This is a genomic window from Lysobacter korlensis, from assembly GCF_042434515.1.
The window spans coordinates 539,581-552,345 of record NZ_JBHLTG010000003.1; the positions used below are offsets into that span (position 1 = coordinate 539,581).

General features: G+C 67.4%; 10 protein-coding genes. 1 reads left to right on the top strand and 9 read right to left on the bottom strand.

All coding sequences use genetic code 11. The features are described from left to right. Window positions 1-64: 64 nt before the first annotated feature. The 8 genes from ACFFGH_RS15530 to purB all read right to left on the bottom strand — a co-directional run bounded on the left by ACFFGH_RS15530 (window position 65) and on the right by purB (window position 10,474). The gene (locus ACFFGH_RS15530; protein ID WP_386669798.1) at window positions 65-679 is read right to left on the bottom strand and encodes an LOG family protein; all 615 of its coding nucleotides are present in this window, start codon (window positions 677-679) and stop codon (window positions 65-67) included. 91 nt (window positions 680-770) lie between these two features. Then, on the bottom strand, window positions 771-2,198 hold the full coding sequence (gene lpdA, locus ACFFGH_RS15535) for a dihydrolipoyl dehydrogenase (protein WP_386669800.1): 1,428 nt from the start codon (window positions 2,196-2,198) through the stop codon (window positions 771-773). Window positions 2,199-2,258: 60 nt separating this feature from the next. Then, the gene (gene sucB / locus ACFFGH_RS15540) at window positions 2,259-3,449 is read right to left on the bottom strand and encodes a dihydrolipoyllysine-residue succinyltransferase (RefSeq protein WP_386669802.1); all 1,191 of its coding nucleotides are present in this window, start codon (window positions 3,447-3,449) and stop codon (window positions 2,259-2,261) included. A gap of 96 nt (window positions 3,450-3,545) precedes the next feature. Then, window positions 3,546-6,377, bottom strand: coding sequence for a 2-oxoglutarate dehydrogenase E1 component (locus tag ACFFGH_RS15545; protein ID WP_386669804.1), 2,832 nt, complete (start codon window positions 6,375-6,377; stop codon window positions 3,546-3,548). 130 nt (window positions 6,378-6,507) lie between these two features. Next, a complete protein-coding gene (locus ACFFGH_RS15550) occupies window positions 6,508-7,407 on the bottom strand; it encodes a GNAT family N-acetyltransferase (RefSeq protein WP_386669807.1) in 900 nt (299 codons plus the stop codon). Next, on the bottom strand, window positions 7,404-8,546 hold the full coding sequence (locus tag ACFFGH_RS15555) for a ribosomal protein uL16 3-hydroxylase (protein ID WP_386670261.1): 1,143 nt from the start codon (window positions 8,544-8,546) through the stop codon (window positions 7,404-7,406). The genes ACFFGH_RS15550 and ACFFGH_RS15555 overlap by 4 nt, the downstream gene beginning before the upstream one ends. Before the next feature lie 119 nt (window positions 8,547-8,665). Continuing rightward, window positions 8,666-9,064 (bottom strand): VOC family protein, encoded by a 399-nt coding sequence (locus tag ACFFGH_RS15560; RefSeq protein ID WP_386669809.1) that lies wholly within the window; start codon window positions 9,062-9,064, stop codon window positions 8,666-8,668. A gap of 33 nt (window positions 9,065-9,097) precedes the next feature. After that, complete coding sequence (purB, locus tag ACFFGH_RS15565; RefSeq protein ID WP_386669812.1) at window positions 9,098-10,474, bottom strand: adenylosuccinate lyase; 1,377 nt, start codon at window positions 10,472-10,474, stop codon at window positions 9,098-9,100. A 134-nt stretch (window positions 10,475-10,608) separates the two neighbouring features. On the opposite strand from purB, the gene ACFFGH_RS15570 reads away from it, so the two are divergent. Further along, entirely contained in the window at window positions 10,609-12,030 is a 1,422-nt protein-coding gene (locus ACFFGH_RS15570; protein WP_386669815.1) for a class II fumarate hydratase, read from the top strand. An 83-nt stretch (window positions 12,031-12,113) separates the two neighbouring features. Here the strand turns inward: ACFFGH_RS15570 and ACFFGH_RS15575 are convergent, their stop codons facing one another. After that, complete coding sequence (locus ACFFGH_RS15575; protein ID WP_386669816.1) at window positions 12,114-12,746, bottom strand: YggN family protein; 633 nt, start codon at window positions 12,744-12,746, stop codon at window positions 12,114-12,116. Window positions 12,747-12,765 lie beyond the last annotated feature (19 nt).

The window sequence follows — 12,765 nt, forward strand, 5'->3', positions numbered from 1 at the left end:
CGGCAAGGATAACGGCGGTGCGATTGCCGCGCGGTTTACGCGCGCCGGGCGCTCGTTTGAGCGATCAGCGCAGCGAAGCGCGCTTCTTTTCTTCAAGCCATTTTTCGGCACGCGCCGGCGTGTACGCGCGGATCCACTCGAACATCGCGTCGAGATCTTCGCCGTACCAGAGATCGCGGCGCTGGTCGGCGTGCAGGAAGCGCTCTTCGACCATGCGATCCATCATTGCGGCGAGCGGCGCATAGAATCCGTCGACGTCGAGAAACGCGCACGGGCGGTCGCCGATGCCGAGCTGACGCCAGGTCAGCATCTCGAACATCTCGTCCATCGTGCCGAAGCCGCCGGGCAGGGCGACGAAGGCATCGCTGAGGTCGAACATACGCGCCTTGCGCTCGTGCATGTTCGCGACGACGTCGAGCCGCGTCAGGCCCTGGTGCGCGACTTCCATCCCGACAAGTTGCTGGGGGATGACGCCGATCACCTCACCGCCGGCCGCGAGCGTTGCGTCGGCCACCACGCCCATCAGGCCGACATTGCCGCCGCCATAGACGAGCGCAAGGCCTTCGCGCGCAAGGCGGGCGCCGAGCGCCGCCGCACGCTCCGCGTAGATCGGGCGGTTTCCGAAATTGGAGCCGCAGTAGACGCAGACGCGGCGGAGTGGGCGAGTGGTGTTCGACATCAGAATTTCCAGAAGAATGTGTGTACAGCAATCCATAACGCAAAACGGCGCACCGGAGTGCGCCGTTTTGCGTCGGCCATGAAGGCAGCCGTCAGTTCGCCTTGTGGATCGCGCGCTTGTCGACCGCCATCGCCGCGTCGTGCACGGCCTCGGACAGGCTGGGATGCGCGTGGCAGATGCGCGCGAGATCTTCGGCCGAGCCGTTGAACTCCATCGCGAGCACGCCTTCATGCACGAGCTCGGACACGTTCGCGCCGACCAGGTGCATGCCGAGGATCCGGTCGGTCTCAGCGTGCGCGAGCACCTTCACGAAACCCGCCGGCTCGGCCATCGCGACCGCGCGGCCCACCGCCGCGAACGGGAAGCTGCCGGCCTTGTACGGCACGCCGTCGGCCTTGAGCTGCTCCTCGGTGCGGCCGACCCAGGCAATTTCCGGCTCGGTGTAGATCACCCACGGGATCGTCTCGAAGTTGACGTGGCCCGGCAGCCCGGCGATGAGCTCAGCCACCGCGATGCCTTCCTCGAAGCCCTTGTGCGCCAGCATCGGGCCGCGCACGCAGTCGCCGACCGCCCACACGCCGTCGACGCCGGTGTGGCAGTGCTCGTCGACCACGATCTGGCCGCGCTCGTTGAGCTGGACGCCGGTGCCATCGGCCAGCAGGCCGCGCGTAGCGGCCTTGCGGCCCACGGCGACCAGCAGCTTGTCGACGATGATCGTCTGCTCGCCCTTCGCGTCGTTGTAGGTCACGTGCACGCCGTCGGCCTTGACCTCGGTCGTGGCGACCTTCGCACCGAGACGGATGTCGAGGCCCTGCTTCTTGAACTCGCGCGCGGAGACCTTCGCCGCTTCGCCGTCCGCAGCTGCAAGGAAGCTCGGCATCGCCTCGAGGATCACGACCTCGGCGCCAAGGCGATTCCACACGCTGCCCAGCTCAAGGCCGATCACGCCCGCGCCGATCACGCCCAGGCGCTTCGGCACCTCGGTGAAGTCCAGCGCGCCGACGTTGTCGACGATGTGCTCGCCGAACTTTGCGAACGGCAGCTCGATCGACTCCGAGCCGGCCGCGATGATCACGTTCGTGCCCTTGAGCTCGACCTCGGAACCGTCGTGCTGCTTGACGCGCACGACGTTGCCCGGCTGCAGCTGGCCGAAGCCGTAGAACGCGGCGATCTTGTTCGCCTTGAACAGCGCTGCGATGCCGCCGGTGAACTGCTTGACGATCTTGTCCTTGCGGCCAACCATCGCGTTGACGTCGATCTTCGCGTTGTCGAACGCGATGCCGTGGTCGCCGAAGATGTGGTGCATGTTCCAGAACTGGCGCGAGCTGTCGAGCAGCGCCTTCGACGGGATGCAGCCCACGCGCAGGCAGGTGCCGCCAAGCGCGGGCTTGCCGTCCTTGCCGAGTGCTGCGTCGATGCACGCGGTCTTCAGGCCCAGCTGGGCGGCGCGGATCGCGGCGTGGTAGCCGGCCGGGCCGGCGCCGATCACGACGACGTCGAAGTTCTGCTGTTCGCTCATCTCTTTTCCTTGTTCGCCAAGTGCAGAAAGCCCCTCGGTGTCGAGGGGCTCAGGTGGGCATTACATGCCCAGCAGCATGCGGTGCGGGTTCTCGAGCTGGTTCTTGATGTCGACCAGGAACAGCACCGCGTCCTTGCCGTCGATGATGCGGTGGTCGTAGCTCAGCGCGATGTACATCATCGGCGCAGCGATGACCTGGCCGTTCTCGACGATCGCGCGTTCCTTGATCGCGTGCATGCCGAGGATCGCGCTCTGCGGCGGGTTGACGATCGGGGTCGACATCAGCGAGCCGAACGTACCGCCGTTGGTGATCGTGAACGTGCCGCCCTGCAGGTCTTCCAGGCCCAGCTTGCCGTCGCGCGCCTTCTTCGCGTAGTCGGCGATGCCCTTTTCGATGTCGGCGAACGACATGCGCTCGACGTTGCGCAGCACCGGCGTCACCAGGCCCTTTTCGGTCGAGACCGCAATCGAGATGTCGGCGTAGCCGTGATAGATCACGTCGTTCCCGTCGACCGAGGCGTTGATGATCGGGTGACGCTGCAGCGCATTCGCGGCGGCCTTCGCGAAGAAGCTCATGAAGCCGAGCTTGATGCCGTTCGCCTTGACGAAGTCGTCCTGGAGCTCCTTGCGCATCTCCATGACCTTGGCGAGGTTGACCTCGTTGAACGAGGTGAGCATCGCGATGGAGTTCTTCGACTGCATCAGGCGCTCGGCGATGCGCGCGCGCATGCGCGTCATCGGCACGCGCTCTTCCGGACGTGCACCACCTGCGACGCCAGCGCCGCCGGCCTTCGCGTAGTTGACGATGTCCTCCTTGGTGACCGCACCGTGGCGGCCGGTGCCAGCGACCTGCGACGGATCGACGTTTTCGCGGGCCGCGGTTGCGCGGGCGCCCGGCGGAAGTTCGACATTGCCGCCAGCGGTCTGCTGCGATGCGGCGGGCTTTGCGGCGGCCTGGGCCGGTGCCTGCTCGGCCTTCGGTGCTTCGGTCGGGGCGGGCGCGGCTGCAGCGGCACCGGCTTCGACGATCGCGATGACCTGCTGGCTGTTCACCGTTGCGCCCGTCTCGAACTTGATCTCCTTGAGCACGCCATCCACCGGCGACGGCACCTCGAGCACGACCTTGTCGGTTTCGAGATCGACGATGTTCTCGTCGCGCTTGACCGCGTCACCCGGCTTCTTGTGCCAGGTCGCGATCGTCGCGTCGGAAACCGACTCGGGCAGGACGGGAACTTTGATTTCGGTGCTCATGGGGACGGCGTCCTTGATTTGAAGGTGTGTCCGGACTTCGGAAAGCGATAGACGACAGGGCCCGGCGCCGCTGATGCGGCGGCCGGGCCTGTCGGGTCATTCGGCGCAGTCTTCGCCGCGTGGCGGGTTGACCAGCGCGTCGGCGATCAGGCGGTTCTGCTCCTCGACGTGGTCGGCAAAGTGGCCGGCCGCAGGAGACGGCGAACGTTCGCGACCCGCGTAGTGCAGCGTCTGGTTCGTGGCGAGACAGGCGGTCAGGTGGTGGCGGATCTGGTACCACGCACCCTGGTTCATCGGCTCTTCCTGGCACCAGATGACGTCAGGGGCGGCGCCATACTTCGCGAGCTCCGCCCTCAGCTCGGCGCGCGGGAACGGATACGGCTGCTCGACGCGGATCAGGGCGACATCGGTCGCGCCGCGCTTTTGCATGTCTTCGAACAGGTCGTAGTAGACCTTGCCACCGCAGACCACCACGCGGCTGACCTTTGCCTGGTCGGCCGAATGATCCGGAATCAGCGTCTGGAAGCTGCCGCTCGCCAGTTCGTCTAGCGACGACACCGCAAGCTTGTGGCGCAGCAGCGACTTCGGCGTCATCACCACCAGCGGCTTGCGCGTGCTCATGTGCATCTGGCGACGGATCATGTGGTACGCCTGGGCCGGCGTCGTCGGCGTGCACACCAGCATGTTGCCCTGCGCGCACAGCTGCAGGAACCGTTCGAGGCGTGCGGAGCTGTGCTCCGGACCCTGGCCTTCATAGCCATGCGGCAGGAACAGCGCCAGCCCGCACAGGCGGCCCCACTTGGCCTCGCCGGACGAGAGGAACTGGTCGATGACGACCTGCGCGCCGTTTGCGAAATCGCCGAACTGCGCTTCCCAGATGTCGAGCGTGGTCGGGTCGGCACTGGCGTAGCCGTACTCGAACGCCATGACCGCTTCTTCGCTGAGCAGCGAGTCGATGATCGTCACGTCGGACGGCTTCTGCACCAGCTCGCGCAGCGGCAGGTAGTACTCGTCGCTCGCCTGCTCGTGCAGGATCGCGTGGCGATGGAAGAACGTGCCGCGGCCGGAATCCTGGCCCACGAGGCGCAGCTTGTAGCCCTCGTCGAGCAGCGTCGCGTATGCGAGGTTCTCCGCGAAGCCCCAGTCGGCCGGCAGTTCGCCCGCGGCCATCTTGCGGCGGTCGTCGTAGATCTTCGCCACGCGCGCATGCAGCTTGATGCGCTCGGGAATCGTGTTGATCTGCGTGGCGAGGCGATCGACGCGTGCACGGTCGACGGTGGTGTCGACGGCGTCAGTAATGCGGCCCTTCACGTACTTCGACCAATCGATCGCGAACTCGTCCGGCGTCACCTCGACCAGATCGGTAGTGACCGCGCCTTCGTCGAGCTTGGCGCGATAGCCGTCGACGACCGCCTGCACCTGCTCGGCATTGACTGTGCCTTCGGTGATGAGCTTGTCAGCGTAGAGCTCGCGCGGGGTCTTGTGCTTGCGGATCTTCTGGTACATCAGCGGCTGCGTCGCCGCTGGCTCGTCGGCCTCGTTATGGCCGTGGCGGCGGTAGCAGACCAGGTCGATCACGATGTCGCGACCGAAGGTGTTCCGGAAGTCGAGCGCGAGTTCGGCGCAGAACACGACTGCTTCGGGGTGGTCGCCGTTCACGTGCAGCACGGGGGCGGCAACCATCTTCGCGACGTCGGTCGAGTAGAGCGTCGAACGCGCGTCCTGACGCTCGCTGGTCGTGAAGCCGACCTGGTTGTTGATGACGATGTGCACGGTGCCGCCGACCGCGAAACCGCGCGCCTGCGACATCTGGAACAGCTCCATCACCACGCCCTGGCCCGCGAATGCGGCGTCGCCGTGCATGAGGATCGGCAGTACCTGCGCGCGACCGTTCTCGCCGCGGCGCGTCTGGCGCGAGCGCACCGAGCCCGCAACCACCGGGTCGACGATTTCGAGATGCGACGGGTTGAACGCCAGCGCCAGGTGCACCGGTCCGCCGGGCGTGGCGACGTTCGCCGAGAAGCCCATGTGGTACTTCACGTCGCCCTGGTGCGCGAGGTCGCTGTGCACGTGTTCGAAGTTGCCTTCGAACTCGTCGAACAGATGGCGCGGCGGCTTGCCGAGCGTGTTGACGAGCACGTTGAGGCGGCCGCGGTGGGCCATGCCGATCACGACATCCTTGACGCCCTGTTCGCCGGCGCGGCGGATCGTGGTGTCGAGCAACGGGATCAGCGCGTCGCCGCCTTCCAGCGAGAAGCGCTTCTGGCCGACGTACTTCGTGCCCAGGTAGCGTTCCAGGCCGTCCGCCGCGACCAAGCGCTCGAGAATGCGCTTCTTGTCTTCGGCCGTGCGATTGAAGCGGCCGCCGGCACGTTCGAGTCGCTCGTACATCCAGCGGCGCTGTTCGACGTCGCTGATGTGCATGAACTCTGCACCGATCGGGCCGGTGTAGGTCGCCTTGAGCAGGGCGAGCAGGTCGCCGAGCTTCATGCGGTCCTGCCCGCCGACGCCGCCCGTGCTGAACTCCGACGACAGGTCGGAATCCGACAGGTGGTGGAACCCGAGCGACAGATCCGGCGCATCGGGCTTCTGCCACATGTCGAGCGGATCGATGTCGGCTGCGAGATGGCCGCGCGAGCGGTACGCCGTGATCAGGCGTCCCACATGGCGCTCGCGCTCGTCACCGGCAGCCTGCGAGGTGGCGACTACGCCGCGCGCAGCGGCCTTGCCGGCCTCCGCGATCGCATCGATCACCGGCGAATGCGGTACGTCGCCCGCTTCGCGACCCTTGAAGCCGTCGAAATACGCTTTCCACTGCGGCGACACGCTGTCCGGCGAGACCAGGTACTGCTCGTACAGGTCCTCGATGAAGGCGGCATTGGCGCCGAGCTGGGAGGACTTGGAGAACTGCTTCAGGAGGCTGTCCACGATGGCGATCGGGAAACTCGAAAGGGGAGGCGGGGAAGCCCGAGCGCTCAGCCGCAGCGCCATTCAGGCGAAAGGAGCGGAATTATAGCCCCACCCCGGCAGACGGCGGGCTGAAGGGCAGGATGAATTGCTAGATCCCCAGTGCCCTGAACTCGGTACAGATGCGCGAGCGCTCCCAGACCGGGTCGAAGCTGTTGCGCAGTTCGCGCGCGCGCGGCCCTGAATCGATGCGACCCTCGCCGTCGATGCGGTGACCGAGCGGGCGGAAATACCAGCCGTCCGCGTCGTTCACGGCAAATGCCGACGGGTAGGCGAGGTCCACCGGGTCTTCGACCGCGCGGAACAAGAACGAGCTGGGCAGGCGCTGGGACAGGCCGATCAGCGGGGCGAGCGCGCGCCGCGGGGCGTCCGGGTCCTGCAGCAGGATCCGGGTCTCCCCGCCGCGAACCGCCAGCCGGCGCAAAGCGCCCACGACGTCGGACGAGTCGAGCAGGCCCGAATCGAGCTCGCGCGAATAGATCCGCAACGTGCGGCGCGTGCCGGCGATGAGGCCGAGCAACATCGCGGTCGCCTGCTCGCGGTCCTCGACGGCCGCAGGCCCCGCAAGCGCGCGGTGCATCGACTGATGCTCGATGCCGGCCTCTTCGAAACGCGGCCCGGACGGCAGGAATCCGTTGCGGCGGTAGAAATCGATGGCCGAGGCCTGCGCGTGCAGGCTGACCTCAGGCCAGCCCGCCACGCGCGCGGCTTCCACCAGTAAGGCCAGCATCGCCTCGCCAACGCCGCGACCGCGCCAGTCGCCTAGCACGGCCATGCGGCCGATCCGGCGCTCGGGCGTAAGCCGCCCGGTCCCGATTGGAGTTCCGTCCTGCGAACGCGCCAGCACATGCACGCACAGCGGGTCCAGCGCGTCGCGCTCGATCGAGGCCGGCACGCCCTGCTCGCGGATGAAGACCGTCTCGCGCACCGCATGGAGCTCGCTTCGCGCGGCCTCGAACGGGACGAGCGCGACGTCGAACGTGGGACTCATTGGTCGATGTCCGACTCGTCGACCGGCTGGTAGTGACCCGAGCGCAGCAGCTCCGACACGCAGTCGCGGCCGCGGACCGAGAGCGCCGCGAACGCCGCCATGTCCAGCGTCGCGGCGTTCGCGATGAGTCGGGCGTCGGCCACCGGCACCTCGAACACCTGTCCGCTGACGTAGAGCCGCGCTCCGCGCATGGCCTTGCGCCAAGCCAGGCGCGAGAACGGATGGCGATAGAGGGTGGCGCCAGCGCCGAGGGCCTGTCCGACCCGATCGGCGGAGAGCGGCGCGTCGTCGGGCATTACGGCGCCGGCGCTGCGGTACTGGGTGATGAACCGGCCGAACCAGTCGCCGAGGCGGTCCGGGTCGTTCATGCGCAGCGCGTTCAGCGCTTCGACGACGCGACCCATCGCTGTCGCGTCGATCTCGAACGGGTCGCGGGGCACGCCCAAATCGGGGTCGCGGTAGCGCAGGGACTCGTCCGCCTCGCTCGCGAGCGCGTCCACGAAATCGCCCAGCAGCTCCGCGGCCGATGGTGCGCGCATGCCGATCGAGAACGTAAGACACGCATCCTCGGCGACGCCGTGGTGCGGCACGCCCGGCGGCAGGTACAGCATGTCGCCTGGCTCCAGCACCCATTCGTGTGTCGGGTTGAACTGGCGCAGCAGCTTGAGTTCGACATCATCTCGGAACGCGATCGGCGGCGCGTCGGATGCGTCGATCTGCCAGCGACGGCGGCCATGCGCCTGCAGCAAGAACACGTCGTACTGGTCGACGTGGGCGCCGACCGAGCCACCGGGCGCCGCGAACGACACCATTACGTCGTCGATGCGCCAGCGCGGCAGGAAATCGAACGATTCCAGCAGCGCGGCGACGTCAGCGTCCCACTTGTCCACGTCCTGCACGAGCAGGGTCCAATCGTGGTCCGGCATACCGGGGAACTCGGCCTCGTCGAAAGGACCGTGCCGCACCTGCCAGCCGTCGCGGCTGCGATCGTGGCTGATCAGGCGCGACAGCGCGGCGTCCTCGCAGGCCAGACCGGCCAGGTCCTCGGGCTCGATAGGCGAGACAAAGCCCGGAAACGCATTGCGGATCAGCAGCGGACGCTTCTGCCAGCAGTCGCGCAGGAACGTGGCGGCCGGCATCCCCAGCGGCGGGCGACGCGATCCGTCGATCTCGATCTTCGGCTCACTGGCGCGCGCGGGTCTGGTCTTCGCACGGGCGGACGCCGCGGGGCGAGTGGATGTGGAGGGCGTCTTGCGGGTCATGTGGCGATCTCGTCGTAACCGCGGCCAAGAAACTGCAACAGGCACCAGCCGTGACCGAAGGGGTCGGCAAGCTGGACGATGCGACCCCATCCGGCTTCGCGGACGACGCCTTCCTGCACCGCGCCCGCGGCGACCGCGCGGATCAGCGAAGTGCCGAGATCATCGACGACCAGATCGCAATGCAGCGGCGTCCAGTGGCGCGCATAGGTGCGAAGCGCGCCGTCCGCGCCCGGCGTACCGGCATCCTTGCGCAGCAGGTAGATCGCTATGTCGGCGCCGACCATCTCGACCGCGTCGGTCCCGAAACGGCGCGCAGCTTCGAGGCCGAACGCCGCGTTGTAGAACCGTTCGGCCTGGCCGAGGTCCGGCACGTCGATGTTGAGCAGCAACCTCATCGTGGATCTCCAGCCGCAGGGTGCCGACGCAACTCAGACTTCGCGAGCGAGCTGTTCGGCCAGGCCGGTGTAGCTGGCCGGCGTCATCTCGAGCAGCCGCTGCTTCGCGTCCTCGGGCAGGTCGAGCGTGCCGATGAACTCGCGCATCGAAGCTTCGTTGATGCCTTGGCCGCGCGTGAGCGCCTTGAGCTGCTCGTAGGGATTCGGCAGGCCGTGACGGCGCATGACCGTCTGCACGGCTTCGGCCAGCACTTCCCACGAGGCATCGAGGTCGGCCGCCAGGCGCTCGGGGTTCGCCGAGAGCTTGTTGAGGCCGCGCAGCAACGCATCGAAACCGATCAGCGCGTGGCCGAACGCGGTACCAAGCGCGCGCAGCACCGTGGAGTCGGTGAGGTCGCGCTGCCAGCGGCTGATCGGCAGCTTGACCGCGAAATGCTCGAGCAGCGCATTCGCGATGCCGAAGTTTCCTTCGGCATTCTCGAAGTCGATCGGGTTGACCTTGTGCGGCATCGTCGAGCTGCCAACTTCGCCGGCCTTGACCGCCTGCTTGAAGTAGCCGAGCGAGATATAGCCCCAGATGTCGCGGCACAGGTCGATCGCGATCGTATCGATGCGTTTCTGTGCGTCGCAGAGTTCGGCGATGCCGTCATGCGGCTCGATCTGCGTGGTGTAGGGCTGCCAGTCGAGGCCGAGCGACTGCACGAACCGCTGCGAGAACGCCGGCCAGTCGATGTCGGGATACGCCGAGACATGCGCGTTGTAGTTGCCGACCGCGCCATTGATCTTGCCCGGCATCGGCAGCGCAACCAGTACGTCGCGCTGGCGCTGCAGGCGGGCGACGACGTTCGCCAGTTCCTTGCCCACCGTTGACGGTGATGCGGTCTGGCCGTGCGTACGCGACAGCATCGGCAGGCCCGCGTGCTCGTGCGCCATCGCGCGCAGCTTTCCGATCAGTTCGTCCAGCTTGGGCAGCAGCACGCTGTCGCGCGCCTCGCGCAGCATCAGCGAGTAGCTGAGGTTGTTGATGTCCTCGCTGGTGCATGCGAAGTGCACGAACTCCAGCGCGGGGCCGAGCTCGGCATCGTCCTTGAGTCGCTCCTTAATCAGGTATTCGACGGCCTTGACGTCGTGATTCGTGGTCCGCTCGATTTCCTTCACTCGTGCCGCGTCCTGCACGCCGAGACCATCGGCCAGTGCGCGCAAGCGCGCGACGGCTGCGTCGGAAAACGCGGGCAGTTCGGCGATCGCCGGGTCGGCTGCGAGCGCAAGCAGCCACTCAACCTCGACGCGCACACGGGCGCGGATCAGCCCGAACTCGGAGAAGATCGGCCGCAACGCATCGACCTTGCCGGCATAGCGGCCGTCAAGCGGCGAAAGGGCGAGCAGCTGGGATTCGACGTGGGCGGACATGGACGGCGCGCGTGGGATTGGGGGCGTGATTCTACAGGCGGGCGCCCGGCGCGGCCCGCGGAGTGCGGCCGGCCGCGCTACGGCTCGCTGACATCGGCGACCGTATGCTCGGCGCTTTCCAACAGGAATCGACCATGGCCAAGTCCGCGGAAGGAGCCCGAGGCTCGCGCATCGAGCGCGACAGCATGGGCGAGCTGCAGGTGCCGAAGGATGCGCTCTGGGGCGCCCAGACACAGCGCGCGGTGCAGAACTTTCCGATCTCCGGGCGCAGGATGCCGCGCGAGTTCATCCGTGCGCTGGGGCTGATCAAGGCGGCCGCAGCTGACGTCAACGGCCGCTTCGGCCTGCTCGGCAAGGGCGCCGCAACCGCAATCCGCAGTGCGGCATTGCGCGTGGCAGAAGGCGAGCATGATGCGCAGTTCCCGGTCGACGTGTTCCAGACCGGCTCGGGCACGTCGAGCAACATGAATGCCAACGAGGTGATTGCCGCGCTCGCCTCAAACGCAGGTCGCGTGCGCGTGCATCCAAACGATCACGTCAACCTCGGGCAGAGCTCGAACGATGTCATCCCGACGGCTATCCGCGTCTCGTCCCAGCTCGCCACGACCGAGTCGCTGCTGCCGGCGCTCAAGCATCTGCGGCGCACGATCGAGCGCCGGGCGCGCGCGCTATCGAAGGTGACCAAGACCGGGCGCACGCACCTCATGGATGCGATGCCGCTGACGTTCGGGCAGGAGTTCGGCACCTGGGCCGCGCAGCTTGCGTCGGCCGAGGCGCGCATCGAAGACGCGCTCAAGCGCCTGCGCCGGCTTCCGATCGGTGGCACCGCGATCGGTACGGGCATCAATGCGGACCCGCGGTTCGGCCCGGCAATGGCCAAGAGCCTGTCCGCGCTAACGAAGAGTCGGTTCGAATCGGCCGACAACCGCTTCGAGGGGCTGGCTGCGCAGGACGACGCGGTGGAGCTTTCCGGCCAGCTCAATGCGCTCGCGGTCGCGCTGATGAAGATCGCCAACGACCTGCGCTGGATGAACTCCGGTCCGCTCGCCGGCCTCGGCGAGATCGAACTGCCGGCGTTGCAGCCGGGCAGCTCGATCATGCCGGGCAAGGTCAACCCGGTGATCCCCGAGGCGGTAGCGATGGTCTGCGCGCAGGTGATGGGCCACCACGTCGCGGTCACTGTTGCGGGACAGAGCGGCAATTTCCAGCTCAACGTGATGCTGCCGCTGATCGCGTACGACCTGCTCGATTCGATTGCACTGCTGTCGAATGCGATGCGTGTACTCGCCGACCAGGCGATTGCCGACCTGCAGGTGCGGAACGACCGCGTCCGCGAGGCGCTGGACCGGAACCCGATCCTCGTGACGGCGCTCAACCCCGTGATCGGCTACGAGAAGGCGGCGGCGATCGCGAAACAGGCGTATCGCGAAGGCCGCCCCGTGCTCGACGTTGCGCGCGAGGCGACGGGCCTGCCGATCGCCGAGCTCAAGCGGCTGCTCGATCCGGCGGCGCTGACGAAGGGTGGTATCCAGGCGGCGGGCGCCGGAGGCGGCTGAGATAGCCGCGCGTCGAAACGGAAACGCCCGCCGAAGCGGGCGTTTCCGGGCCGGTCGTACTGGCGCGGCAGTCGCGGTCGAGCTCAGCCCGCGGCCGCGTTCTCGGCCACCATGTCCTTCTTGACGTCCGCCTTGCAGTCGTCGACATCGGCCTGCGTCATCGTCGCGTAGGGCTTGAACTCGGGGAGCGCCGCGGCAAGTTTCTGCTGCGATGCAAGCAGGGCCGGCAGGTGGCCGCACAGCTGCAACGCCGAGCCCTGGATCTTCGCTGCCTCGGCTTCGACCTTTGCTTCGACCGACGTCGAATCGCCGGACAGCAGGCCCCTGGCCGCTTCCTTCATCGCGATGGTCGCAAGTTCGGCACCCTTGAGCCCGACCTGCATGCCCGCCTCGGCGACCGCGGCCACTCGGCTGCGGTGCTCGAGCAGCAGCGCCCGCTGGGCCGGGGTGACGCCGACCTTGCGGCCGTCGATCAGGAAATCGCCCTGCGGCGTGATCTCGGCCTTGGCGCCGCCCGGGCCATCGTTCGAGAGCGTGATGTTGCCTTCGTGGATCTCGCGGCGCGCCTCGGTGACGGCCTCGTCGACCGCGCGGGCGATGGTGCCATCCGCGGGTTGCCCGGCCGCGGCCGAAGCGGGGTTGGAGGGCTGCGCGCAGGCGCTGAGCATTGCCGTCGCGAGCAGCGGAGTGAGGAGTGACAGATGGATGCGTTTCATGGCACGACTCCGGAAGTGG

Excerpts from the sequence above, each read along its gene's own strand:
- lpdA (WP_386669800.1), bottom strand. The coding sequence starts at position 2,198 with ATGAGCGAACAGCAGAACTTCGACGTCGTCGTGATCGGCGCCGGCCCG.
- ACFFGH_RS15570 (WP_386669815.1), top strand. The coding sequence starts at position 10,609 with ATGGCCAAGTCCGCGGAAGGAGCCCGAGGCTCGCGCATCGAGCGCGAC.
- ACFFGH_RS15560 (WP_386669809.1), bottom strand. The coding sequence starts at position 9,064 with ATGAGGTTGCTGCTCAACATCGACGTGCCGGACCTCGGCCAGGCCGAA.
- ACFFGH_RS15555 (WP_386670261.1), bottom strand. The coding sequence starts at position 8,546 with ATGCCGGCCGCCACGTTCCTGCGCGACTGCTGGCAGAAGCGTCCGCTG.
- sucB (WP_386669802.1), bottom strand. The coding sequence starts at position 3,449 with ATGAGCACCGAAATCAAAGTTCCCGTCCTGCCCGAGTCGGTTTCCGAC.
- ACFFGH_RS15575 (WP_386669816.1), bottom strand. The coding sequence starts at position 12,746 with ATGAAACGCATCCATCTGTCACTCCTCACTCCGCTGCTCGCGACGGCA.
- ACFFGH_RS15550 (WP_386669807.1), bottom strand. The coding sequence starts at position 7,407 with ATGAGTCCCACGTTCGACGTCGCGCTCGTCCCGTTCGAGGCCGCGCGA.
- ACFFGH_RS15530 (WP_386669798.1), bottom strand. The coding sequence starts at position 679 with ATGTCGAACACCACTCGCCCACTCCGCCGCGTCTGCGTCTACTGCGGC.
- purB (WP_386669812.1), bottom strand. The coding sequence starts at position 10,474 with ATGTCCGCCCACGTCGAATCCCAGCTGCTCGCCCTTTCGCCGCTTGAC.